Raw genomic sequence first — 23,532 nt, forward strand, 5'->3', positions numbered from 1 at the left:
GGGCGGGCTTGGTGGTGGGGCTCGGCTATGGATGTCTTGTGGGCCGGGCTTTGGCTCGGCCGAGCGGGTGGGCTTCGCGGCGTCTTCGGGGCGGGGCGTTATTCGGTCGGGTCGGCGTCTTCTCAGCGGGTCGGGGTGGGGCCTGGTCGGCGCGGCGTCTTTCAGCGGGTCGGGTGCCTTGCGGTTGGGATGGCGCGGTGTCTGCCGGGCGGGGTCGGGACGGTGCCTTGCGGTTGGGGCGGCGTGGTGTCTGCCGGGCGGGTGTGGCGGCGTCTTCCGGGCCGGGACGGCGCGGTGTCTGCCGGGCGGGTCGGGACGGTGCCTTGCGGTTGGGGCGGCGTGGTGCCTGCCGGGCGGGTTGAGGCGGCGTCTTCCGGCCGGGACGGCGCGGCGTTTTTCAGCGGGTCGGGACGGTGCCTTGCGGTTGGGGCGACGCAGTGCCCGCCGGGCGGGTTGAGGCGGCCCCTTCCGATCGAGACGGCGCGGCGCCTGCCCGGCGGGTCGGGGTGGTGCCGTTCGGGCGGGCCAGGGCGACTGCGAAACCCAGAGCGGTGAGGGCGCCGGCGAGGCTGGGGAGGCCCAGCTCCGAGCGCACGGCATAGGAAGCCACCGAGGTGGCGAGCACACCAGTGGTGTAGGCGAAGGCGATCGGCAACGCGGCGGCGGCGTGCCGGGCGGGCAGTGCGGCGGCGACGGCCAGGGCGGCGATCAGGATGAGGTCGGGCACGAGGAAGAGGTTGTCCGCGTGCCAGGAGTCGTGCAGGAAGAGGAAGACGAAGGTCAGGACGCTCAGAACGGCCGCGGCGAGGCGGCCCAGGGTCAGGAGACGCATGTCTACACCGTAGACGGGGATGTCTACGGTGTAGATAGGTTGTGCGTCATGTGCAAAGTGCGTCTACGGCGTAGACTTCGCGGTCGTGGCATTGACTCCGGCGGTGATCGCGGCGGCTACCCTCGCGCTGGGGGATCGCGAAGGGCCGGGTGCGATGTCGATGCGCCGGATCGCGGCCGATCTGGGGTGTGACCCGATGGCGATCTATCGGCACTTTCCGAACAGGCAGGCGCTGCTGGACGCGGTCGCCGACCTCGCGGTGCAAGAGGTGGCGGTGCCCGCGGGCGAGAAGCCGTGGGACGAGCGCGTCCGGGCGGTGCTCACCGACGTGCGGGCGGCCGCCCTGCGGCATCCCGGCATCGCCGGGCACATTGCCTCCCGGCCGCCGCTCGGGTCGGCGGGGCAGAAGCTCGCCGCGGTCATCACGGGGGCTCTGGCGGAGGCAGGTCTGGCGCCCGGCGACGTGCTGAAGGCGTCGCAGGCGCTGGTCGCCTACTCGGCGGCCGGGCTGCGGATGGCTGTGGAGGCGGGGGCGCCGGACGAGCGGTGGCGACAGGTCAACGAGGCGCTGGAGGGCGAGACGCCGGTCGTGGGGTCGGCCGAGCAGTTCGAGTACGGCCTGCGGCTGCTCCTCAACGGCATCCGCCTGGAGGCCCACCCCGGCGAGGCGTCACGCACGGCTGGTGCCTACAGCGGCCAGGACCGGAGCTGCTCGTAGCGGTTGTTGTGGCTCAGGACCAGGGCGAAATCGGTCACCTGCCACGGGTCGCCCGCGTAGTTGGCCGCGGCCTTTCGGATGGCGTTGTCGGCGTGGTACGAGACGGTCAGGTGGGGGTGGAAGGGGCGGTCGTCGAGCGTGTAACCGCCGCCGGCCAGGGCCGAGCGAATCCCTGCGTGCAGGGCTGTGAGCTTGTCCAGGTCGCCGTCGACGCCGATCCACGTGGCGGCGCCGAAGCGGCCGCTGCCCTGCAGGCGCAGGGCGAACGGGCCGGGGGAAGGGACCGCGCCGAGGATGGCGGCGACCGGCTCCGGTGACGGGACGTCGCCCAGGAAGGCCAGCGTGATGTGCCACTTCGCGGTCGGGGTGACCCGCTCGCCGGGCGGCAGGAAGCGCCGGAGATGGGACAGCTCGCCGGGCGGGGGAAAGACCGCGACGAAGAGACGGTTCAGGACGACTCGCGGGCTGCGGGCCCGCCGCCGAAGAGGACGTCGTCCCAGCTCGGGAGGCGCTTGCGGGGCTTGGCCTCGTCGCCCTCGGTGGAGGCTTGCTGGCCGCTGCCCTGGCCCACCGTGCGCCGGGGGCGCAGGACGGCGAGCGACGGCACGGCCGGCACCTCCTTGGGCAGGTCGCTGTCCTCGTCGAAGGCCGAGCCGGAACCGCCGCCGAGCAGGGCCGCGGCGCCGCCGGCGACCGGGCGGCGCTGCTCGGCCGGGCCGGCGTCGAGGCTGCGGCCGCCGGGCGTCTGGCCGAGCGGGCGGTCGAGCGAGGCGAGCAGGGCGTCGCGGCCGGCGCGGATCGGGTCGCGGGCCGGGCGCTGCGCGGGTGTCTCGGCGGCGGGCAGGCCGTGGCCGCCGCGGGCCGGCTCGGTGGAGCGGGCCGGGCCGGGCAGGCCGTGGCCACCCCGCTCGGTGAAGGCGCGCTCGGGCGCGGGCTCCTGGCCCAGGATCTGGGTGGGGCGCTCGGCGCAGAGGTAGTTGGCCATGTCGTCGTGGGGCGAGACGACCTGGCGGCCCTTGTCGAGGTCCCAGATGGCCTGGGCGGTCGCCTTGCCGGACGGCCAGGTGGCGACGATGCGCCACGTGCCGTCCTCGCGCCGGAACGCGTCCCACGAGATCTTTTCGGTGTCGATGCCGTGCTGGGCGAGGCGGCTGTCGACCACCTCGGCGAGCGGAGCGCCGGAATCGGACGTCTTGAGCCTGGTGCGCCGCGCGTGCTGCGCCAGCATGGCGCGCTCCTGGAGCACCGGGCCCGCGTAGCGCAGGACGCGGTCGACGGGCACACCGGCGATGCGGGCGACGTCCTCGGCGGACTCGCCGGATCGGATGCGCGCCTGGATGTCACGCGGCGACAGCGACGGCTGCGCCTCAGGCGCCATCACCGCCACGGCCGTGCCGGCGGGGGCGGCGTGCCCCTCGTGGGTGAGTGCCCCGTGGACCCGGTCGTCGATGGGGAGAGCCAGGAGCCGGCCGACCTCGTCGGCGAGCACCATGGCCTGACCGTCCTCGGAGAGGGCGACGAAGCGTACCGGCCGCATGCGTTGCCTCCGTCCCGTCGCGTTGGCCCGTGCTCCCGAGACTCAGCCACCCGGGCGCGTTTCGGAACACGGTACGCTCCTTGGTCACTCGATGGGGGTAAGCCACGCCGGGCAACTTCGCTGAGCTGCGATGATCATGAAAAACCCCATGCCGTACGCGGCGCCGAGTGACCAAAAGCACTGACGTCCCACCGTGCCTCACGGCATGGTCACCCGCAACTCGGTACCCGGATCATCCACTGCCGACGCACGTTCGCTCCAGCCGCGCGCGGGCCGTCTCGACGTCGGTCAGGTAGCGCGGCTCGGCGGTCCTGCTGTCGAGCCGCAGCCGCAGGTAGCCGACCGAGACGATCACGGCCTCCATCGGCTCGCGTACGTCGGCGGACGCGGCCGTGCGCAGCGCGACCAGCCGATCCTGCGCGCGGCGCAGCTCGGCTCGGTCGGACCGGGTCAGCGCCGTGACGTCGTCGCCGTGGGTGAGCCGGGCCAGCGAGCGGACCGTCTCGGCGGCGTCGCGGCAGGCGCCCGGCGCGAACCGCTCCACCGCGGGCAGGACGAGCCGCCGCTCCGGCGGCCAGACGTGCCGCGCGATCACGGCGGCGGCGCCGATCAGGACGGCCGAGGCCAGCACGGCGGCAGCCACGAGCAGGGGACGCTTCACGACATGCTCCTTTCCGGGGCGCCGCGCGAGCGCGGCGCCCCGAGAGATCCGGCTACGAGGTCAGTTCTGGTTCACCGCGACGACGTTCGGCAGCGCCACGTAGGGGAAGCGCTGACGGAACGGCAGCGCGTTGGCGTCCACCGCGTCGCCGAGCCCGTCGACCGCCGCGGGGTGGTTGGGCAGCAGCACGCCCTCGGCCACCCGCAGGGTCACGTCGGTGACGTCGTCGGCGAGCCGGCGCCCGTTCGGGAATCCGGCGTTGTCACCGCCGAGCACGCCGAGGCGGTTCGGTGTCGCCGCCGGCGCGATCGACATGTTCAGCCGCAGCTGCTCGCTCGGCACGAACTTGGCCGGGTCGACGTCCTTGTTGAGCCGCTGCGAGTTGAGATCCACCGCGACCGGCCCGCAGGCCTTGCAGACGCCGGTGAGGAACACCTCGACGAGGTCCTGGCGGGGCGTGGCCGGCGCCGGGATCTTGTAGATGTCCTGGATCCGGCGGGGCACCTCCGGGTTGGTCACGAACGGCAGGAACTTCGCGTCGTTCTGCGGAGCCGTCGCGTTGAACTCGTCCTTGCGGCCGACCGGGATGACGACCTCGTTGACCAGCGGCATGCCGAGCCGGGACACCTGCTGCCAGCCGCCGTACCGGTTGCGGTTGTTCTGGGTGTCGACGACCTCGATGCGCTGCCGCGACGTGGTGGACCAGACGCCGACGACGGGGTTGCGGGTGGCGTCGCCCTTGAGGGCCAGCACGCTCTTGGGTACCTGGATGGCGAGCGTGTTGGTGTTGTAGCCGCGGACGGTGTCCTGCCCGACCTCGGAGAAGTCCCCGCCGTAGAACGAGTCGAAGATCCGCAGGTCCAGGAAGAACGGGTCGTCCGCCTGCCCGGCGAAGGTGCGGCCGCCGCCCGGCAGGCCGACGATCGCCGAGTCGGCGAGTTGCTGGTAGTTCGGCATCGACGCCGGGCCGACCCGGGACGGGGCGACCCTGCCGTTGTTCACCAGCACGGTGCTGCCGGACGCCGTGATCGCCTCCAGCTTGTAGGTCTGGAGGTAGTTGAGATCGGGATCGTCCAGCGAGGTGACCACGCCGGTGTTGTAGAGGAACGTGTTCTTGCTGCGGTAGTTGTCGTTGAAGGTCCACCGGTAGATCAGGTCGGCGCGGGCGTCGCCGTCGTTGTCGATGTTGATGTCGTACGCCGCGTCGGAGGCGAACGGGTAGAAGTTGGGCCCGCCGTTGGGCTCCTCGAACGGCACCCAGTTCGCGATCATCGTGACGGTGCTCGGCGAATCGGGGCTGACGAAGGCGTACACGTCGGTGTTGTCGAGTTGAGGCTCACCCGCGACCAGCGGGGCCTCCCGGTGGCTGGACGCCTGCGAGATCGCCGGCGCCAGAGACGCCACGCAGGCCGCCGCGGTGAGGGCCGCCGCGACGCCCAGCACCGGTCTGCGACTTGGACGTTGGAGCATGTGGTTTTCCCCCTTCACGTGCCGGTGCGGCCCGGACTGGGCCACGGGGGTCCGGCAGGGGTGATTCGCATCGGGGCGCGGCGCGGACGAGTGCAGTCGACTACGTGACATCGAGGCATCCGGAGCGCGTCCGGCGACGAATCCCCTCATCGATGAGATCGGTCGGACTCGAGGAGGACACATGCGCCGCTTGGCGACGATCATCGCTGTCTCGGTGCTCGGGCTCGCGCTGGTGATAGCGGCCGGCGCCCTGCTCGCACCGTGGGACCGGGAGCCGGCGAGCTCCGGTGCGGCGGCACGGGCGACCGACCCGGTCACCGCCGCGGAACGCCGGCTCGAGCGCCTGCCGGACGACTGGAAGACGTGGGCGGAGCTGGGCATGGCGTACGTGCAGCGGGCCCGCACCACGGGGGAGTCGGCCGACTACGTGCGGGCCCGGCGTGCGCTCGACCGGTCGCTGGCGATCCGGCCGCGCGACAACGCGTTCGCGCTGACCGGGCAGGGCGCGCTCGCCGCCGCGCTGCACGACTTCCCGGCCGCCCTGCGGCACGGCCGGGCCGCGCTCGCGATGGATCCGTACCGGGCGGCCGCCCTCGGCGTGGTCGTCGACGCCCTGATCGAGCTGGGGCGCTACGACGAGGCGTTCCCCACGGTGCAGCGGATGGTGGACCTGTGCCCGGACGCCGCCTCGTACGCGCGGGCCTCGTACGCCTGGGAGCTGCGCGGCGACATCGGCCGCGCCACCGACGCGATGCGCCGCGCCCTCGACGCCGCCCCCGACGCGGCGGACGGCGCGTTCGCCCGGTTGCATCTGGGGCAGCTCGCCGCCGGGACCGGCGACCTGGACACCGCGGCGGAGCACTTCACCGAGGGCCTGCGGCTGCTGCCCGGCCATCCGCCGCTGCGGGCGGGATTGGCGCGGGTGCGTGCCGCCCGCGGTGACACGGCGGGCGCCATCGCCGACTTCCGCGCGATCCTGACGACGACGCTGGAGCCGGCGTACGTGGCCGAGCTCGGCGACCTGCTGATCGCCTCCGGCCGGCCGGCGGAGGGCGCGCGCGAGCACGCCCGGGCCCGGCAGGCCTGGGCGGACGAGGCGGCGAACGGCCACCCGCCGGAGCCGGAGCCGGTGCTCTTCGCCGTCGACCAGCGGGAGCCGATCGCGCTGGACGCGGCCCGCCGCCTCTACGACCGCCAGCCCGGCATCGCCGCCGCTGACGCGCTGGCCTGGGCCCTACGCGGCGCCGGCAGGCCGAGCGAGGCGCTGCGGCATGCCGACGAGGCGCTGAGGCTGGGCACGCGCAGCCCGCTCGGCCACTACCACCGCGGGATGATCCTCGCCGACCTGGGAAGACGCGACGCCGCCCGGGCCGAGCTGAGCACGGCGCTGCGCCTCGACCCGCACTTCTCGGTGCGCCACGTGCCCCTGGCCCGCGCGGCCCTGGCTCGGCTCGGCTAAAGCCGCTCGGCTCGGCTAAAGTCGCTCGGCTCGGCTAAAGCCGCTCGGCTCGGCTAAAGCCGCCCGGCTCGGCCAGAGCGCCCGGCTCGGCTGAAGCCGCCCGGCTCGGCTGAAGCCGCCCGGCTAGAGCCGCTCGACCACGTAGTCGATCGCGGCGGTCAGCGCGGCCACGTCGGAGGGCTCGACCGTCGGGTAGAGAGCGATGCGCAGCTGGTTGCGGCCCAGCTTGCGGTAGGGCTCGGTGTCGACGATGCCGTTCGCCCGCAGGATCTTGGCGAGCTGGGCGGCGTCGATCCGGTCGTCGAAGTCGATCGTGGCGACGGCGGCGGAGCGCAGGGCCGGGTCGGTGACGAAGGGGGTGGCGAAGGCGGACCGGTCGGCCCAGCCGTAGAGAGTGGCGGCGCTCTCGGCGCTGCGCTTGACCGCCCAGGGCAGGCCGCCCTGCGCGTTCATCCAGTCGAGCTGCTCGGCGGCGAGGAAGACCGTGGCCAGCGCCGGCGTGTTGTAGGTCTGCTCGAGGCGGGACTGCTCGATCGCCGTCACCAGGTCGAGGAACTGCGGGATGTAGCGGCCGGTGGCCTTGATCTCGAAGGCGCGCTCGATGGCGGCCGGCGACATCAGGGCCATCCAGAGGCCGCCGTCGGAGCCGAGCGCCTTCTGCGGGGCGAGGTAGTAGACGTCGGTCTCGCGCAGGTCGACGTCGAGGCTGCCGCCGCCCGAGGTGGCGTCGGTGAGCAGGAGCGCGCCGGGGTCGGCGCCGGGGACGCGGCGGACCGGGACGGCCACGCCGGTCGACGTCTCGTTCTGCACCGAGGCGTACGCGTCGACGCCGCCCTCGGCCGTCAGGTAGGCCGCCTGGCCGCCGGGCGCCCGGTGCACCGTCGGCTCGCCGAGGAACGGCGCGTCGCTCACCGCCTTGGCGAACTTGGCCCCGAACTCGCCGAACTCGGCGAACTGGGCGCGGTCGCGGATCAGGCCGAACGTGGCGACCTCCCAGAACGCGCTGGTGCCGCCGTTGGCGATGACCACCTCGTAGCCGTCGGGGAGCGCGAAGAAGTCGGCGAGGCCGCGCCGCAGCCGGGCGACCTGGTCCTTGACCGTCTTTTGCCGGTGGGACGTGCCGAGGAACGTGCGGGACACCGCGGACAGCGACTCGACGCCCTCGGGGCGCACCTTGCTCGGACCGGAGCCGAAGCGCCCGTCGACCGGCTTGATCTCGTCTGGGATCCGGATGTCACTCACGGAGAGACATTATGCGCGCAGCTCGGTCCAGCCCTCGACCTGCTGCGGCTTGCGCACGCCCGGTCCCACATAGCGGGCGTACGGGTGCACGACCCGGCCGAGGCGCTTCTGCTCCAGGATGTGCGCGCTCCACCCGGCGACCCGCGCGCAGGTGAACATCGAGCTGAACATGTGTCCGGGCACCTCGGCGAAGTCGAGCACCACGGCCGACCAGAACTCGACGTTCGTCGGCAGCGGCCGGTCGGGCTTGCGGGCCTGGAGCTCGGCGAGGGCGGCCCGTTCGAGCGCGATCGCCACCTCGTAGCGCGCGGCGCCCAGCTCGCGGGCGGCCCGCTTGAGCACGCGGGCGCGCGGGTCCTCGGCGCGGTAGACGCGGTGGCCGAAGCCCATCAGGCGCTCGCCGCGGTCGAGGACGCCCTTGACGTACGCCTCGGCGTCGCCGGTGCGCTCGACCTCTTCGAGCATGTGCAGCACGCGGGCCGGCGCGCCGCCGTCGAGCGGGCCGGAGAGGGCGCCGATGCCGGACGAGATGCACGCGGCCACGTCGGCGCCGGTGGAGGCGACCACCCGGGTGGTGAACGTGGAGGAGCTCAGGCCGTGCTCGGCCGCGGAGATGAAGTAGGCGTCGACGGCCTTGACGTGCTTGGGGTCGGGCTCGCCACGCCAGCGCCGCATGAAGCGCTCGACGATCGTCTCGGCCTTGTCGATGTCCTTCTGCGGGACGGCGGGCAGGCCCAGCCCGCGCGCCGCCTGGGCGACGAACGACAGCGCGGTGACCGAGACCCGGGCCAGGTCGCGCCGCGCCTGGTCGTCGTCGATGTCGAGCAGCTGGCTGAGGCCCCAGTAGGGCGCGAGCATCGCGACCGCCGACTGCACGTCGACCCGGATGTCGCCGGAGTGCACCGGCACCGGGAACGGCTCGGCGGGCGGCAGTCCGGGCCCGAACTTGCCGTCGACCAGCAGCCCCCAGACGTCGCCGAAGGAGACCTGGCCGATCAGGTCCTCGATGTCGACGCCGCGGTATCGCAGCGCGCCACCGGCCTTGTCAGGCTCGGCGATCTCGGTCTCGAAGGCGATCACGTCATCGAGGCCGGCCTTGTAGTCGGACACGACTCTCCCTGGGGGCGAATGCTGTAGGTGTTTCATCTTGCTCGCTGGGTAACGGCAGGTCGACACCGCATGATGTGCTCTGTGCGACACCCATCCTCACCGACCTGACGTGGCGCCCGATGGGTCTTACGGTCGTTGCGTGACCCTCGAACCTCCCTCGCCTGCGAGCATGCGCCGTGACTACACCGCGCGCGAGGCGTTGCTCGAGCCCGCCATGGCCGCCGATTGGACCACACAGTTCGCCGCCTGGTTCATCGAGGCGTCCGGCTTCGGACTGCCCGAGCCGAACGCCATGATCGTGGCCTCCGCCACACCGTCCGGCCACCCGTCGGCGCGTACTGTCCTGCTGAAGGAGTACGACGCGCGCGGTTTCGTCTTCTTCACCAACTACGAGTCGCGCAAGGGCGCCGAGCTCGCCGCCAACCCGCACGCGAGCCTGGTCTTCCCCTGGTTCCCGATGCAGCGCCAGGTGATCGTCCTCGGCACCGTCGAGCGGGTCACCAGGGCCGAGACGGAGGCGTACTTCGCCTCCCGGCCGCGCGGGTCGCAGCTGGGCGCGTGGGCGAGCCCGCAGTCGACGGTCGTGCCCGATCGCGAGGCGGTCGACGCGGGGCTCGAGGCGGTGCGGGAGCGGTTCGGCGACGGCCCGGTGCCACCGCCGCCGCACTGGGGCGGTCTGCGGGTGCTGCCGGAGACCGTCGAGTTCTGGCAGGGCCGGAGCAACCGGCTGCATGATCGGCTGCGCTATCGGCGTACCGGCGATGATCTGTGGGTTTTGGAAAGGTTGGCACCTTGAGCCAGGACGCTGTCGAGGCGGCCGCGGAGGTCGTCGAGGAGCGCGAGCGGAAGTCCTGGTTCATCGACATCAGGCCCCTCCGTGTCGTCGCGTATCGGCGGATGTGGATCGGAAACGGGGTCTCGTTCTTCGGTTTCCAGTTCACCTCGGTCGCGGTGCCGATCGAGATGTACGCGATCACGCATTCCTCCGCCTGGGTCGGCCTGCTCGGCGTCGCGGGCCTGGTCCCGCTGCTGATCTTCGGGCTCTGGGGCGGCGCCGCGGCCGACGTGGTCGACCGGCGCAAGCTGCTGCTCGCCAGCTCGACGCTGGCCTGGCTGTCCACGGTCGGCCTGCTGGTGCAGGCGCTGCTGCACCTCAACAGCGGATACGTGCTGCTGGCGCTGGTCGCGCTCCAGTCGGCCGGCTTCGCGATCAGCTCGCCGGCCCGGCAGGCGATCATCCCGCGCATCGTGCCCGGCGGCCTGGTGCCGGCGGCGAACACGCTCGCCTACACGACCACCACAGCGGGTGGCGTGCTCGGCCCGCTCGCGGCCGGCGTGATCTTCACGGCGACCACGACCGACACCGGCATCATCGCGGCCTACCTGGTCGACGCGCTGCTGTTCACCGTGTCGTTCTGGGCCACCTGGCGGCTGCCCGCGATCCCGCCGATCGAGCACGATCTCGCCGAGGAGCGGCCCAGCGCCGGCCTTCGCGGGGTCCTGGTCGGCCTGCGGTTCCTGGTCACCCAGCCGGTGCTGCTGCTGTCGTTCGCGGTGGACATCATCGCGATGGTCTTCGCCATGCCGCGGGCGCTGTTCCCCGAGGTGGCGGCCGACCGGTTCGGCGGCGACCAGGCGGTGGGCTGGCTCTTCAGCGCCATCGCCATCGGCTCGGTGGTGGCCGGCCTCTTCTCCGGCTGGATCGGCCGGATCAAGCGGCAGGGCGTCGCCCTGGTGATCGCCGTGATCGGCTGGGGCATCGCGATCGGCTTCGCCGGCCTCGCGCACAGCCTGTGGCTGATCCTGCTGCTGCTCGCCGTGGCCGGCGCGGCCGACCTGGTCAGCGCCGTCTACCGGCAGTCGATCCTCCAGGTCTACGCGCCCGACCGGCTGCGCGGCCGCCTCCAGGGCGTCTTCACGGTCGTGGTGGCCGGCGGCCCGCGCCTCGGCGACCTGCGGGCGGGCGCCACCGCCGACCTCACCTCGACCACCGCGTCGTGGGCCGGGGGCGGCTTCGTGGCGGCCGGCCTGTCGGTCGTGTTGGCCCTGGTCTTCCCCGCTCTGATTCGTTACAAGCCGCCGGCCGGCACCGGCCGGAGCGCGAGCAGATAATGTCCAAGCCATGACAAGCGTCGTAGCCGCGAAATCCGGCACTCAGTGGTCCATCGAGGCCGACGGGCACAGCGCCGTCGTCGTGGAGGTCGGCGGCGTGCTGCGCGGCTACTCCGTGAACGGCGTCAAGGTGCTGGACGGCTTCGAGGCGGACGAGCTCTCGCCGGCCTCGGCCGGGCAGATCCTGGCGCCGTGGCCCAACCGCATCCGGGACGGCAAGTACACCTTCGAGGGGCAGTCCTATCAGCTCCCGCTCACCGAGCCGGCCCGGCACAACGCCATCCACGGCCTGGTCAACTGGGCCCGCTGGAGCGAGGTGGCCCGCACGGACGCCTCGGTCACGCTCGAGTACCAGCTGCCGGCCCAGATCGGCTACCCGTGGTGGCTGACGCTGCGCACGACCTGGACCGTCTCGGCCGACGGGCTGCGCTGTGACCAGGAAGTCGTCAACAACAGCGACTCCGGCGCGCCGTGGGGCTACTCGGTGCACCCCTACCTGGAGCTGCCCGGCGTCGCGGTCGACGACATCCTGCTGCACGTGCCGGGCAAGACCCGCATCGTGGCCGACGGCCGGCTGCTGCCGATCGGCGCCAACCCGGTCGCCGGCACGGAGTACGACTTCAACGAGCCGCGCCGCATCGGCGCCCTGGTCCTCGACACCACCTTCGGCGACATCGAGCACGACGCGCGGGGCATCACCGAGGTGACCATCGCCGACCCCGGGTCGGACGCCAAGGTCGTGGTCTGGGCCGACGGCAAGTTCAAGTACTGGCAGGTCTTCTCCGGCGACACGCTGCACGGCGAGCGCTTCCGTCGCTCCGTGGCGATCGAGCCGATGACCTGCCCGCCCGACGCGTTCCGCACCGGCCGCGACCTGATCGTGCTGGCGCCCGGCGAGCGGTGGACCGCCTCGTGGGGGATCCGGGCCTGATGGACTTCGAAGAGGTCCTCCGCAAGCGGCGGATGGTGCGCAGCTACGACCCCGGCCGCCCGGTCGCGCCCGAGATCGTCGACAAGATCGTCAAGCACGGCCTGCGGGCGCCGAGCGCCGGCTTCTCGCAGGGCTGGGGCTTCCTGGTGCTCACCGAGCAGAAGGACCGCGACCTCTACTGGTCGTCGACGACCGAGGGCGATCTCGGCGACGCGGCGGCCGACGAGGCGTGGCGGGGCGACTGGCTCACCCGCATGCGGACCGCGCCGGTGATCATCGTCTGCCTGTCGAACAAGTCGGCCTACCTCGAGCGCTACGCCCAGCCGGACAAGGGCTGGACCGACCGCAGCGAGGACCACTGGCCGGTGCCCTACTGGGACATCGACACCGGCTTCGCCGCCCTGCTCATGCACCTCAGCGCGGTCAACGAGGATCTCGGCTCGTGCTTCTTCGGCGTGCCGGTGCCCAAGGTGCAGGACTTCAAGGACGCCTTCGGGGTGCCCGCGGAGTACACCCCGATCGGTACGCTGACCGTCGGCTATCGGGCAGCCGACAAGAGGTCTCCGTCACTGAAGCGCGGGCACCGTCCGGTGGACGATGTGGTGCATCATGGCCGATGGGCCTGACGCGGTCGGGGATAAGCTGAGTTCGTCGCAGCGAAAGGGGGAGCCGGGGTGATCTTCAAGGCGGTCCGGGACGGTGCCCCCTATCCCGATCACCACACCACGCTCAAGGCGTGGGCCGAGATCCCGCCGAGGCAGGTCCGGCTCGCCGACCTGATCACCACGAAGCGCGAGCTCGCCCTCGACAAGCTCCTCGCGGAGGACTCGACGTTCTACGGCGATCTCTTCCCGCACGTCGTGGAATACCAGGGCGCGCTCTACCTGGAGGACGGCCTGCACCGCGCGCTGCGCGCCGCCCTCCAGCAGCGCAACCAGATCCACGCACGCGTGCTCGTGGTGGAGTAACCCGATAGGTTGACGGTCATGGTGGCTCCGCTGGATCTCCTGGACGTCGACACCCTGCTCTCCGACGAGGAACGCGACATCCGCGCGCTCTGCCGCCGGGTGGCCGACGATCGGGTGCGCCCGCACGTCGCCGGCTGGTACGAGGACGGCAGCGTGCCGGTGCGCGAGCTGGCCCTCGAGTTCGGCAAGCTCGGCCTGCTCGGCATGCACCTGACGGGCTACGGCTGCGCCGGTGCGTCAGCGGTCTCCTACGGCCTCGCCTGCATGGAGCTCGAAGCGGCCGACTCCGGCGTGCGCTCGCTGGTCAGCGTGCAGGGATCGCTCGCGATGTACGCGATCTGGAAGTGGGGCTCCGAGGAGCAGAAGCAGCGGTGGCTGCCGGGCATGGCGGCCGGCGAGCTGATCGGCTGCTTCGGCCTGACCGAGCCCGACCACGGCTCCGACCCGGCCAACATGGCCACCCGGGCCCGCCGCGACGGCGACGACTGGATCCTCGACGGCGGCAAGATGTGGATCACCAACGCGCCGGTCGCGGACGTGGCGGTGATCTGGGCGCGTGCCGAGGAGGGCGTGGTCGGCTTCGCGGTGCCGGCCGACACGCCGGGGTTCGCCGCCCGCGAGATCAAGCACAAGATGTCGCTGCGCGCGTCGAGCACCGGCGAGATCACCCTCGACGGCGTACGCCTGCCTCAGAGCGCCCGCCTGCCCGAGGCACGCGGGCTGAAGGCGCCGCTCTCGTGCCTGACCGAGGCCCGTTTCGGCATCATCTGGGGCGCGATGGGCGCGGCCCGCGACTGCCTGTCGGTGGCGCTCGACTACGCGACCACCCGCGAGCAGTTCGGCCGGCCGATCGGCGGTTTCCAGCTCACCCAGGCCAAGCTGGCCGACATGGCGCTCGAGCTGCAAAAGGGCTTCCTGCTCGCGCTGCACCTGGGCCGGCTGCGCGACTCCGCCGGCGCGCTGCGCCCCGAGCAGGTCAGCGTCGGCAAGCTCAACAACGTGCGCGAGGCCATCGCGATCGCCCGCACCTGCCGGACGATCCTCGGCGGCAACGGCATCAGCGGCGAATATCCGGTGATGCGCCATGCGAACAATCTGGAGAGCGTCCTCACCTACGAGGGCACTTCCGAGATCCACCAGCTGGTGATCGGCCAGAAATTGACCGGATTGAACGCTTTCGCCTGACGGTGGACTGCGAGTGTCGTACCCCCCTCGTACCGTGAGGGTATGGCCAACTCATCGGACGTCTCGCCCTCCGTCGGTGAGCCGACGCGCGAGTATCCCCCCGTCCCCGAGGAGCAGGCTCCGGCCGCCCCGGAGCAGCCTTCTCGGCCGAGCGGGTTCGCCCGCCTGCTCATCTTCGTCGGGTTCGTCTTCGCGCTGATCGTCGCGGCCTGCCTCGGGCTCCGCGCGATCAACGTGCTGCCCAGCTTCGACAACCCGTTCAGCGACCGCACCACCGACCGCAGCCAGCCCGTGCTGCTCCAGTCGATGCGCGACCTGAGCCGATACGTCGCGGCCGACGGCACCTTCCAGGTCATCGTCGACCTCCAGGAGGACAAGGAGAACATCCCCGACTTCCTGGTCAACCGGCGGACGCTGTTCGTCGGCTCCGGCACGGTCGAGCAATACGTCGACTTCAGCAAGCTCGCCGACGAGGCCCTGGTCGTCGACAACGAGAAGAAGACCGTCACGATCACGCTGCCGCCGCCGCAGCAGGGCGGCGCCGCCCTCGACATGCAGAAGAGCTACGTCGTCGCCGAGGAGCGCGGCCTGCTCAACCGCATCGGCGACGCCTTCAAGAGCGACCCCGGCAAGCAGCAAAAGGTGTACGCGCTGGCCCAGCAGCGCATCACCGAGGCCGCCCAGGCGAGCGGGCTGAGCGACCGCGCCAAACAAAACACCGAGCAGATGCTGCGGAGCCTGTTCACGCGGCTCGGCTACACGACGGTCACGGTGACCTTCGACAGCCCGTAGGGCGGCCCTGAAGCACCGGACGCCGCCGGCCCGGGGGCGGGGCCGACGGCGTCCGGCGGTCGTCGACTCGCGGGCCCCGGGCGGCGTGCCCGGGGCCTCCGTGAGCCGGTGGTCCTTCCAACAGAGACGCGGCGCGCGGCTCTGACGTTGCGTGCGCGGCGATTTACGCGCTTATGTCGCGCGTGGTCACTCGTTCGGCATCATGATCCACAGGATCAGGTAGACGAGGAACTGCGGGCCGGGCAGCAGGCAGGAGATGACGAAGATCAGTCGGACGGTGCCGGAAGACAGGCCGAAGCGGCGGGCCAGCCCGGAGCAGACGCCGGCGATCCAGCGGTCGTTCCGGGGACGGGCGAGGCGGCGAGCCACGATGACTTCCTCCTTGGGTGACGGCCGCGGCACCGCGCCGCGGCCGTGATTCGACGGTATGGGCGCCGCGACCGCGCGCCCTCGGTCCGCAGGTGGAGATGGGCGGCCGGGCTCCCGTAAGGGTGACCCGTACCCGTGCGCCCTCCGCTGTTAACCTGGGTGCCGATTTCCGGCCCTCGGCGCGTTGCCGTGCGCCGGTTCGACGATGCGTCCGGCGTTTCTCTCGACGGGCCGGCGGCTGACCCGCCCCCGCTCCGCCGGGGGCGTGACGAGGAGGCAAGCGGTGATGCTCCGGTGACGCTGGCTGTCCTGCACGCCAGCGCCGGCAATGCCCTCGACCCCGCGGAGTCCGCCCGGCTCGCGGAGGACCTGACCGCGGCTCTGCGCAGGGCCGGCGCCACCCAGGTCGAGCGGGTTGCCGCGCCCTTGGCGACACCGGCCGCCGGTTCGCCGCCGGCCCCCGGCGCGCGGCTCCGGGAGATCGCGGGGCGGGCGCTGGCGGCGCACGAGCCGCTGCTGATCTGCGACGACAACCTGGTCGCGCATCCGAGCCTGCTCTGGATGCTCGCCACCGAGCCGGCCAAGCGGACCACCGCGCTGGTGATCGCCGACCCGGACGGTGACCTGCGCGAGGACCGGGGCAAGGTGCTGCCCGCCGGCGACCGGCCGGGCACGGTGCGCTACCTCGGCGCGATCTGTGTCGCCCCGGCCGACCTGCCGCTGCTGATCGAGGTCGCCGACCGGAGCGACCTGCTGCCGGCGCTGCTCGAGGCCGGCCTGGTGCCGGTCGCGACGCCGGTGCGGCTGCTGCGGGCCTCGCTCGTGCACGACTCCACCGAGCTCGCCGCGGCGCGGGCGGCGGTCGACGCGGTCGACGAGGACAAGGCCCGCCTGCGGCTCGCCGTCAAGGAGAAGGACGACTTCTTCACCACATACGCGGTGAGCACCTGGTCGCCGATCGTCACCAAGGCCGCCGCGCGCCTGCGGCTCACGCCGAGCGGCGTCACGGCCGTCTCCGTGCTGCTCGCCGTGGTCGCCGCGCTCGCGTTCTGGCAGGCGTCGCGGCCCGCGATGATCGCCGGCGGCATCCTGATCTACCTGAGCTTCGTGCTCGACTGCGTGGACGGCCAGCTGGCCCGCTACACCCGCAAGTTCGGCGCCTTCGGCGGCTGGCTCGACACCATGGCCGACCGCGCCAAGGAGTACGCGGCGTACGCCGGTCTCGCCGCCGGGGCGGAGCGCGCCGGGCTCCCGTACGCCTGGCCGCTCGCGATCACCGCGATCGTGCTCCAGACCGTGCGGCACATGACCGACGCGTGGTACGGCGCGCTGCACGACGAGGCCGCCGCTCACCCGAAGCCCCAGGCGGCCGGCGGGGTCGGCGCGCGCCTCACCGCCGCCTCCACCAAGGTGCAGGGCGACACCGGCTCGCTCGCGTACTGGCTCAAGCGGATCGTGGTCTTCCCGATCGGCGAGCGCTGGGCGCTGCTCGCGGTCCTGGCGATCTTCACGAACGGGCGGGTCGCGCTCGCCGGCATGCTCGTCTGGGGACTGCTCGCGATGGCGTACACCCTGGCCCTGCGGTCGTTGCGGGCGTTGTCGATGCGGGTCGGCGTGCTGGACAAGGTGGACACCGAGCGGTTCCGCGACGACGGCCGGCTGGTCCGCTCGGTGATCAGCCGGGCCGGGCTGCCCGCGCCGCTCGCCTTCGCCGCGCTGGCGGCGATCGCCGCCCTGGCCGTCGTGATCGTGTTCCTGGTGGGCGACCCGTCCAAGGTGCTGCTGGCCGTGGCGGCCCTGCTGGTGCTCGGCGCCGGGCTTCCCGCGCGGCGACGGCACGGCGGTCCGCTCGACTGGCTGATCCCGGCGGCGTTGCGCGCCGCCGAATACCTGATGGTCGTCGCGGCCGGCCTGACCGGCGACGTGCCCACCGCCGTGGTCTACCTGCTGATCTTCACCCTCACCCTGCGGCACTACGACCTGGTCGCCCGCATGGAGAAGGGCGCGCCCGCGGGCAAGGCCGCCGGCGCGTGGCTCGGCTGGGACGGGCGCGTGGTGCTGCTGACCGCCGCCGCCCTGGCCGGTGTCGCCACCGGCGGCGTCGCGGTGCTGGCCGCCCTGGTCGGCGGCTCCTTCCTGGTCAACGCGATCGCCGACTGGCGGACAGGTGGCACCCGGCCGTGAAACTGCTGAGCATCGTCGTACCGGTCTACAAGGTGCAGGGATACCTGCGGCAGTGCCTCGACTCCATGCTGAGCCAGTCGTTCACCGACTTCGAGATCGTCGCGGTCGACGACCGCTCGCCCGACCACAGCGGCGCCATCCTCGCGGAATACGCGGAGCGTGACCCCCGGGTGCGGGTGGTGACCGCGCCCGAGAACCTCGGCCTCGGCCGCGCCCGCAACCTGGGTCTCGAGCACGCCACCGGCGAGTACGTCTGGTTCGTCGACTCCGACGACTGGCTCTCCACCGGCGCGCTGGCCGCCGTGGCCGCCCGGTTGCGCGCCACCGCCGCCGACGTGCTGATTGTCGGCTGGGACAGGGTGCACTGGGACGGCCGGGTGCAGACCGGCTCGGCCAAGAAGGCGCTCGGCGCCGCGCCCAAGGTCTTCTCCGTCGAACAGTGGCCGCCGGTCCTCGACGTGCTGCACGTGGCCTGGAACAAGGTGGTCCGCCGGGAGTTCCTGCTGCGGCTCGGCTTCGTCTTCGAGGCCGGCTGGTACGAGGACGTGTCGTTCACCTTCCCGGTGCTGCTCGCCGCCCCGCGGATCAGCACCCTGCCGCGCACCTGCGTGCACTACCGGCAGCGGCGCACCGGGGCGATCACCCGGACGAAGGGCGACCGGCACTTCGAGGTCTTCGACCACTGGGAGCACGCGCTCGCGCTCGGCAACAAATACGCGTCGCCCGGCGACGAGGTCCGCGGCCTGCTCTTCCGCCGGATGATCTGGCATTTCCTGCGGGTGCTGCGGCACGACGCCCGGGTGCCGCGCGAGTCGCGGAGCCGGTTCTTCCGCCGGATGCACGAGATGTACCGCACATATCTGCCGCCCGCGGGCTATCCGCTGCCGGCCGGCGGCGAGGGCGCCCGCCACAAGCTGGTGGCGCGCGGGTCGTACCCGCTCTTCGTGCTCTTCGAGACGGCGGTGAAGACGGCGCGCGGCGGCCTGCGGACGGCCCGGCGCGCGGCCGGCTACGTCCGGCGGCGCGGGCAGCAGGCGGCCGGGCACCTCTACTACCGCGCCCAGTTGCGGATGCCGGTGGATCAGTCGCTCGCGCTTTTCGGGGCTTACTGGTTCCGTGGGGTCAGTTGCAACCCGGCCGCGATCGCCGCGAAGGCCGCCGAGCTCGCCCCGCACCTGCGCACCGTCTGGGTGGTCAGCCCGGCCCGGGCCGCCGCGATGCCGCCCGGCAGCGACTACGTGATCGCCGGCACGCTGCGGTACTACAAGGCCCTCGCCCGCGCGCGCTACCTGGTCAACAACGTGAACTGGCCGCGCCGGACGGTCAAGCGGCGCGGCACCACGCACGTGATGACCCACCACGGCACCCCGCTCAAGATGATGGGGATGGACCAGCTCGACCACCCGGCCGGCGTGACCGACCGCGACTTCGCCGGTCAGATGCGCCGCGCGGACCGCTGGGACTTCAGCATCACGGCGAACGCGCACACCACGATCGCGTGGGACTCGGCCTACCCGTGCGACTACGAGACGCTCGAGGTCGGCTATCCGCGCAACGACCGGCTGGCGCGCGCGACCCCGGCCGAGACGGCGGCGGTGCGCGAACGGCTCGGGATCGCGCCGGGCAAGCGTGTGGTGCTCTACATGCCCACCCATCGGGAGTGGCTGCCGCGCGGGCGCCAGGTGCTCGAGGTGGAGCAGCTCGCCGGGGCGCTCGGCCCCGACACGGTGCTGCTCGTGCGGGAGCACTACTTCCACGTGCCGGCCGAGGCGAGCGGGCAGACACCGTCCGGCGGCGGCCGCATCGTGGACGTCTCGGGCCACCCGGTGGTCGAGGATCTCTATCTCGCCGCGGACGTGCTGCTCACCGACTACTCGTCGGCGATGTTCGACTACGCCGTGCTGGACCGGCCGGTGGTCGTCTTCGCGCCGGACTGGCCGGTGTACCGCGAGCTGCGGGGAACGTACTTCGATCTGATGGCCGAGCCGCCCGGTGCGGTGGCCACGGACTACCGGGCCCTGGTCGACCTGTTCCGCTCGGGGGCGTACCAGGACGATCGGGCCGCGGCGGCGAGGGCGGCTTTCCGTGCCCGTTTTTGCTATTTGGACGACGGCAACGCGGCGGAACGCGTGGTTCGCCGGGTATTTCTGGACTAAGGGCGGTAATCGCGCCGTTACCCTGCGCAAATGGCACGTTCACCCGATGGTGTGACATCGATACTCCTCGTCGAATAGGGCGGGTCGCGGACCGTAGTGGGACCGGGATCACATTTCGCGCGCCCGGCAGGGGAGGTAGGCGGTGTCGACCGTCTCGCTCAAGGACGTCACCAAGGTCTGGCCCGACGGCACGGTTGCCGTCGACAACCTGAGTCTCGACGTCAACGACGGGGAGTTTCTCGTCATGCTCGGCCCGTCCGGCTGCGGCAAGTCCACCGTCCTGCGGATGATCGCCGGACTGGAGGACCCGTCCGAAGGGGACATCCTGCTCAACGGCGATCCGGTCCTCGAACTGGCGCCCCGCGACCGCAGCATCGCCATGGTGTTCCAGGACTTCGCGCTCTATCCGCACATGACGGTCGGCGACAACATCGGCTTCCCGCTGAAGCTGTCCGGTGTGGAGCCGCAGCCGCGCGGGGAGCGGGTCGGCGACGTGGCGGCGGCGCTCGGCATAGGAGACGTGCTGCGGCGCAAGCCGAGCCAGCTCTCCGGCGGCCAGCGCCAGCGGGTCGCGATGGGCCGCGCGATCGTCCGCCGGCCCGGCCTGTTCCTCATGGACGAGCCGCTGTCCAATCTCGACAGCGGGCTCCGCGCCGAGCTGCGGGCCGAGATCACCGGCCTCACCCGCGAGCTGGGCGTCACCACGATGTACGTGACGCACGACCAGGCCGAGGCGCTCACCATGGCGGACCGGGTGGCGATCATGCGCAAGGGCGTCCTCCAGGACGTGGGCACACCCACCGAGGTGTACGGGCGGCCGGCCACCCTCTACGTGGCCGCCTTCCTCGGCTCGCCGCGCATGAACCTGCTGGAGGCGTCGGTCTACGTCCACCTCGAGCGCTACATCGAGCTCAACTTCGGCGAGCAGGCGCTCTACCTGCCGTGGCACGACATCCGGTCGCGGGCGGTCGCCCACTACCACGGCGAGCGGATCGTGGTCGGCATGCGGGCCGAGGCGCTCACCCCGGTCGCCCCGGACGTGCCGGGCGACATCCTGCGCGGCCGGATCCGCTATCTCGAGCACCACGGGCACGAGTCGCTGGCGTACCTCGACATCGGTGCGACGGCGATCGTGGTCGACGAGATGGGCACCGCGATGCAGAACGACTACCAGGAGCCCGGCCCGTTCCGGCGGCTCAGTGAGAAGATCCAGCGGCGGTTGAACGGGCGCTCGAACGGCGCCACGGCGGTGGAGGCCCGCGAGGCCGACCAGCACAGCGTCCTGTTCGACCCGGGGCGCCACCACCGGCGCCCCGCCGAGCTGGCGGTGCGGCTCGCGCCCTATCCGGCCGTCTCGCCGGGCCATCCGCTCTCGGTCGCCATCCGGATGGACGCCCTGCACTTCTTCGACGAGCGCGGCGGCCGGATCGACGTCGGCTGGCGCTGAGCGCCCTTTCCTCGCTTGACGGCATGGCATATCGTTCCGCCCACACGTCGATGCGGCTCCGTATCGACGATACCGTTTCGTTGGAGGTGGGTACGTGGGCAACGCGTCCGGGCTTCTGGTCATCGAACGGATCCTGCGAGATCGCCAGGGCATCTGGCAGCAGGTGGTCGAGGACCGCGGTCTCCACCGGCTGACCGGCCAGATGCTGCTGAGCTCCGTCGTCGCGCTCGCCGTCTACGGCGCGGTGCTGGGCTCCTTCCACAGTGTGCTGATGGCCCTGACCTCGGCGGTCAAGCTGCCGCTGCTGTTCCTCGTGACCCTCGCGATCTGTCTGCCGACGCTCTATCTGTTCAACCTCGTCTTCGGGGCCCGGCTCTCGATCCGGCAGTCGCTCGCGCTGGTGATGGTCGCGCTCACGGTGACCGCGATGCTGGCGCTGGCGTTCGCGCCGATCAGCCTGTTCTTTCTGATCACGGCGCCGGACTACAGCTTCTTCAAGCTGCTCAACGTGGCGATCCTCGGGCTCTCGGCGCTGGTGGGGCTGCGGTTCCTGACCGGCGGCATGCGGGTGCTCAACGATCACGGGCTGCTCGCGCCGGCGCCGGCGGAGGTTGTCGCCGCGCCCGCGCCCGCGGCCGCACCCGTTCCGGTGCCGGCTGCCGTCGGTGCCGGGAACGGCGCCACGCCGGCCGCGTCGTCCGGCTCGGCGGGGGCGCCCGCCGCGCCGAACGCGGCGTGGCCGCAGCGTCCGCCGCAGCGGCCCGTCGCGCCGCCGCGGCCGCCGAGCATGACGCTGCTCTACGTCTGGATCTTCCTGTTCGGCTTCGTGGGCACGCAGCTCGCGTGGACGCTGCGGCCGTTCTTCGGCAGCCCCGGCATGAAGTTCAGCCTTTACCGTGACATCGACGGCAACTTCTACGCCGAGATCTTCCGGACGATCGCGGACTTGTTCTGAAGCTTCTCTTCCGAGTCTGATCGCAGACGCGTTGTGCCGCGATGACGGCACAACGCGTAGGCTGCACCACGGTGGAGGAGAGATTGAGCCAGAGGGTCCGTTCGGCTCCGAGGAGGGAGTCGCCGGGCACCGCTGTCCCTCCACCGGGCGCCGCCCCTCATCTTCTCGACCGCTCGTTCGAGCGCGACGACATCGCCCTCGTGCGCCACGAGGTGAGCGCCCACCTGCGGGCCGCCGGCCTCACCGGCGACCGGCTCCAGGGCTTCGTCCTCGCGATCAACGAGATCGTCACCAATGTGGTGCTGCACGCGGGCGGTCACGGCCGCCTGCTGCTGTGGACGGCCGACGGCTCCGCCCGCTGCTCGGTGACCGATTCGGGGCCTGGGATCCCGGCGAGATACCTGTCCGCTCCCGAGGTGCCCGAGACCTATGAGGTCGGTGGGCGCGGCATCTGGCTCGCCTATCAACTTTGCGACGAGGTGACAGTGGCCACCGGCCCGATCGGTACCACGATCGGGTTGCGGATGCTGGTCGGCGCGCCGCCGGACACCAACCGGCAATCAAGTTTGAACACCGTGTAAACCGCCGGGGGAATGTGAAGGTGCCCTTCCGGGCTCATCGGCCGCGCGGTGCGACTACATTGGGCCAGTGCTCGGACTACCTCCTCACGTAACCGCATGCCTTTTCGATCTTGACGGCGTGCTCACGCAGACCGCTCTTGTGCACAATGCTGCGTGGAAACAGACGTTCGACACCTTTCTGAAGGCGTGGTCGGCGCAGCACGATCAGGAATTCGTGCCGTTCGACTCCGGTGCCGACTACCACCTCTACGTCGACGGCCGGCCACGAGCCGACGGCGTGCGCACGTTCCTGGCGTCCCGCGGCATCACCCTGCCCGAGGGCACCCCGGACGACGGTCCCGACCTGCTGACCGTGAACGGACTCGGCAACCGCAAGAACATCCTCGTCCTCCAGAAGATCAAGGAAGGCGCCGTCCAGGTCTACGAGGGCTCGGTGGAGTACCTCAAGGCCGCCAAGGAGGCCGGCCTGCGCCGCGCCGTGGTCTCGGCGAGCGCCAACTGCAAGGACGTTCTGGAGGCGGCGGGCATCGCCGACTACATCGAAGTGCGTGTGGACGGCGTCACCGCCCGCGAGCAGAGCCTGCCGGGCAAGCCCGCCCCCGACACGTTCCTCTATGCTGCCAAGCTGCTCGGGCTCGACCCGCAGAGTTGTGCCGTCTACGAGGACGCCCTGGCCGGTGTGGCGGCCGGTCGCGCGGGAGCCTTCGGAATCGTGATCGGTGTCGACCGCGTGGGTCAATCTCAGGCACTTCTGGACAACGGTGCCGACGTTGTGGTCACCGATCTGTCCGAACTCCTGACGCGCTGATGCGCGTACGCCATA

At 71.8% G+C, this 23,532-nt stretch carries 23 protein-coding genes; 15 read left to right on the forward strand and 8 right to left on the reverse strand.

Annotated elements, in window-relative coordinates; genetic code table 11:
• Nucleotides 1–397: 397 nt before the first annotated feature.
• Nucleotides 398–832 carry a hypothetical protein gene (locus Ade02nite_RS43205; RefSeq protein WP_203776865.1) on the reverse strand — a complete coding sequence of 145 codons (435 nt, stop codon included), beginning with the start codon at nucleotides 830–832 and terminating at the stop codon, nucleotides 398–400.
• 85 nt (nucleotides 833–917) lie between these two features.
• Here Ade02nite_RS43205 and Ade02nite_RS43210 point away from each other — a divergent pair, with 85 nt between their 5' ends.
• Entirely contained in the window at nucleotides 918–1,550 is a 633-nt protein-coding gene (locus Ade02nite_RS43210; RefSeq protein ID WP_203776867.1) for a TetR/AcrR family transcriptional regulator, read from the forward strand.
• Here Ade02nite_RS43210 and thpR read toward each other — a convergent pair.
• The 4 genes from thpR to Ade02nite_RS43230 all read right to left on the reverse strand — a co-directional run bounded on the left by thpR (nucleotide 1,520) and on the right by Ade02nite_RS43230 (nucleotide 5,218).
• The gene (gene thpR / locus Ade02nite_RS50865) at nucleotides 1,520–2,050 is read right to left on the reverse strand and encodes an RNA 2',3'-cyclic phosphodiesterase (protein WP_203777046.1); all 531 of its coding nucleotides are present in this window, start codon (nucleotides 2,048–2,050) and stop codon (nucleotides 1,520–1,522) included. The genes Ade02nite_RS43210 and thpR overlap by 31 nt on opposite strands.
• The gene (gene sepH / locus Ade02nite_RS43220; protein ID WP_203776869.1) at nucleotides 1,999–3,087 is read right to left on the reverse strand and encodes a septation protein SepH; all 1,089 of its coding nucleotides are present in this window, start codon (nucleotides 3,085–3,087) and stop codon (nucleotides 1,999–2,001) included. Before sepH ends, thpR begins: the two co-directional genes overlap by 52 nt.
• Nucleotides 3,088–3,319: 232 nt before the next feature.
• Complete coding sequence (locus Ade02nite_RS43225) at nucleotides 3,320–3,748, reverse strand: hypothetical protein (RefSeq protein WP_203776871.1); 429 nt, start codon at nucleotides 3,746–3,748, stop codon at nucleotides 3,320–3,322.
• Between the two features lie 60 nt (nucleotides 3,749–3,808).
• Nucleotides 3,809–5,218 carry a DUF4331 domain-containing protein gene (locus Ade02nite_RS43230; RefSeq protein ID WP_203776873.1) on the reverse strand — a complete coding sequence of 470 codons (1,410 nt, stop codon included), beginning with the start codon at nucleotides 5,216–5,218 and terminating at the stop codon, nucleotides 3,809–3,811.
• Nucleotides 5,219–5,399: 181 nt separating this feature from the next.
• On the opposite strand from Ade02nite_RS43230, the gene Ade02nite_RS43235 reads away from it, so the two are divergent.
• Complete coding sequence (locus Ade02nite_RS43235) at nucleotides 5,400–6,677, forward strand: tetratricopeptide repeat protein (RefSeq protein ID WP_203776875.1); 1,278 nt, start codon at nucleotides 5,400–5,402, stop codon at nucleotides 6,675–6,677.
• A 123-nt stretch (nucleotides 6,678–6,800) separates the two neighbouring features.
• On the opposite strand, the gene serC is transcribed toward Ade02nite_RS43235, so the two are convergent.
• Together serC and Ade02nite_RS43245 are read right to left on the reverse strand one after the other, a co-directional pair.
• Entirely contained in the window at nucleotides 6,801–7,919 is a 1,119-nt protein-coding gene (serC, locus tag Ade02nite_RS43240) for a phosphoserine transaminase (protein WP_203776877.1), read from the reverse strand.
• Between the two features lie 9 nt (nucleotides 7,920–7,928).
• On the reverse strand, nucleotides 7,929–9,029 hold the full coding sequence (locus Ade02nite_RS43245; protein ID WP_203776879.1) for a citrate synthase 2: 1,101 nt from the start codon (nucleotides 9,027–9,029) through the stop codon (nucleotides 7,929–7,931).
• A gap of 139 nt (nucleotides 9,030–9,168) precedes the next feature.
• On the opposite strand from Ade02nite_RS43245, the gene pdxH reads away from it, so the two are divergent.
• From pdxH to Ade02nite_RS43280, 7 genes are read left to right on the forward strand one after another with little or no spacing between them, the layout of a single operon-like run.
• Nucleotides 9,169–9,825: a pyridoxamine 5'-phosphate oxidase gene (gene pdxH, locus Ade02nite_RS43250; RefSeq protein ID WP_239169471.1), complete on the forward strand. Its 657-nt coding sequence runs from the start codon at nucleotides 9,169–9,171 to the stop codon at nucleotides 9,823–9,825.
• Nucleotides 9,822–11,141 carry an MFS transporter gene (locus tag Ade02nite_RS43255; protein WP_203776881.1) on the forward strand — a complete coding sequence of 440 codons (1,320 nt, stop codon included), beginning with the start codon at nucleotides 9,822–9,824 and terminating at the stop codon, nucleotides 11,139–11,141. Before pdxH ends, Ade02nite_RS43255 begins: the two co-directional genes overlap by 4 nt.
• A gap of 10 nt (nucleotides 11,142–11,151) precedes the next feature.
• The gene (locus Ade02nite_RS43260; RefSeq protein ID WP_203776883.1) at nucleotides 11,152–12,072 is read left to right on the forward strand and encodes an aldose 1-epimerase family protein; all 921 of its coding nucleotides are present in this window, start codon (nucleotides 11,152–11,154) and stop codon (nucleotides 12,070–12,072) included.
• Nucleotides 12,072–12,698, forward strand: a complete 627-nt coding sequence (locus Ade02nite_RS43265) for a nitroreductase family protein (protein ID WP_203776885.1) — start codon at nucleotides 12,072–12,074, stop codon at nucleotides 12,696–12,698. Before Ade02nite_RS43260 ends, Ade02nite_RS43265 begins: the two co-directional genes overlap by 1 nt.
• 48 nt (nucleotides 12,699–12,746) lie before the next feature.
• Nucleotides 12,747–13,040 carry a type II toxin-antitoxin system VapB family antitoxin gene (locus tag Ade02nite_RS43270; RefSeq protein WP_203776887.1) on the forward strand — a complete coding sequence of 98 codons (294 nt, stop codon included), beginning with the start codon at nucleotides 12,747–12,749 and terminating at the stop codon, nucleotides 13,038–13,040.
• Nucleotides 13,041–13,061: 21 nt separating this feature from the next.
• Nucleotides 13,062–14,225 (forward strand): acyl-CoA dehydrogenase family protein, encoded by a 1,164-nt coding sequence (locus Ade02nite_RS43275; RefSeq protein WP_203777050.1) that lies wholly within the window; start codon nucleotides 13,062–13,064, stop codon nucleotides 14,223–14,225.
• 42 nt (nucleotides 14,226–14,267) lie between these two features.
• Complete coding sequence (locus Ade02nite_RS43280; protein WP_203776889.1) at nucleotides 14,268–15,017, forward strand: DUF4230 domain-containing protein; 750 nt, start codon at nucleotides 14,268–14,270, stop codon at nucleotides 15,015–15,017.
• Nucleotides 15,018–15,203: 186 nt separating this feature from the next.
• Here Ade02nite_RS43280 and Ade02nite_RS43285 read toward each other — a convergent pair whose 3' ends face one another.
• Nucleotides 15,204–15,386: a PspC domain-containing protein gene (locus Ade02nite_RS43285; protein WP_203776891.1), complete on the reverse strand. Its 183-nt coding sequence runs from the start codon at nucleotides 15,384–15,386 to the stop codon at nucleotides 15,204–15,206.
• Nucleotides 15,387–15,680: 294 nt separating this feature from the next.
• On the opposite strand from Ade02nite_RS43285, the gene Ade02nite_RS43290 reads away from it, so the two are divergent.
• From Ade02nite_RS43290 to Ade02nite_RS43315, 6 genes are all read left to right on the forward strand, one after another.
• A complete protein-coding gene (locus tag Ade02nite_RS43290) occupies nucleotides 15,681–17,570 on the forward strand; it encodes a DUF5941 domain-containing protein (RefSeq protein WP_203776893.1) in 1,890 nt (629 codons plus the stop codon).
• Nucleotides 17,567–19,726 (forward strand): bifunctional glycosyltransferase/CDP-glycerol:glycerophosphate glycerophosphotransferase, encoded by a 2,160-nt coding sequence (locus tag Ade02nite_RS43295; protein WP_203776895.1) that lies wholly within the window; start codon nucleotides 17,567–17,569, stop codon nucleotides 19,724–19,726. The genes Ade02nite_RS43290 and Ade02nite_RS43295 overlap by 4 nt, the downstream gene beginning before the upstream one ends.
• A 142-nt stretch (nucleotides 19,727–19,868) precedes the next feature.
• Entirely contained in the window at nucleotides 19,869–21,173 is a 1,305-nt protein-coding gene (locus Ade02nite_RS43300; RefSeq protein WP_203776897.1) for an ABC transporter ATP-binding protein, read from the forward strand.
• A 94-nt stretch (nucleotides 21,174–21,267) separates the two neighbouring features.
• Nucleotides 21,268–22,128: a hypothetical protein gene (locus Ade02nite_RS43305; RefSeq protein WP_203776899.1), complete on the forward strand. Its 861-nt coding sequence runs from the start codon at nucleotides 21,268–21,270 to the stop codon at nucleotides 22,126–22,128.
• An 83-nt stretch (nucleotides 22,129–22,211) separates the two neighbouring features.
• Nucleotides 22,212–22,709 (forward strand): ATP-binding protein, encoded by a 498-nt coding sequence (locus Ade02nite_RS43310; RefSeq protein WP_239169472.1) that lies wholly within the window; start codon nucleotides 22,212–22,214, stop codon nucleotides 22,707–22,709.
• Nucleotides 22,710–22,776: 67 nt separating this feature from the next.
• Nucleotides 22,777–23,517, forward strand: a complete 741-nt coding sequence (locus Ade02nite_RS43315) for a beta-phosphoglucomutase family hydrolase (RefSeq protein WP_203776903.1) — start codon at nucleotides 22,777–22,779, stop codon at nucleotides 23,515–23,517.
• The last annotated feature ends 15 nt before the right edge of the window (nucleotides 23,518–23,532 follow it).

Source organism: Paractinoplanes deccanensis (assembly GCF_016862115.1).
Classification (GTDB): Bacteria; Actinomycetota; Actinomycetes; order Mycobacteriales; family Micromonosporaceae; genus Actinoplanes; species Actinoplanes deccanensis.

Coding starts and splice junctions, on each gene's coding strand:
- Ade02nite_RS43205 (WP_203776865.1), bottom strand. CDS start 832: ATGCGTCTCCTGACCCTGGGCCGCCTCGCCGCGGCCGTTCTGAGCGTC.
- sepH (WP_203776869.1), bottom strand. CDS start 3,087: ATGCGGCCGGTACGCTTCGTCGCCCTCTCCGAGGACGGTCAGGCCATG.
- Ade02nite_RS43230 (WP_203776873.1), bottom strand. CDS start 5,218: ATGCTCCAACGTCCAAGTCGCAGACCGGTGCTGGGCGTCGCGGCGGCC.
- Ade02nite_RS43235 (WP_203776875.1), top strand. CDS start 5,400: ATGCGCCGCTTGGCGACGATCATCGCTGTCTCGGTGCTCGGGCTCGCG.
- Ade02nite_RS43260 (WP_203776883.1), top strand. CDS start 11,152: ATGACAAGCGTCGTAGCCGCGAAATCCGGCACTCAGTGGTCCATCGAG.
- Ade02nite_RS43265 (WP_203776885.1), top strand. CDS start 12,072: ATGGACTTCGAAGAGGTCCTCCGCAAGCGGCGGATGGTGCGCAGCTAC.
- Ade02nite_RS43280 (WP_203776889.1), top strand. CDS start 14,268: ATGGCCAACTCATCGGACGTCTCGCCCTCCGTCGGTGAGCCGACGCGC.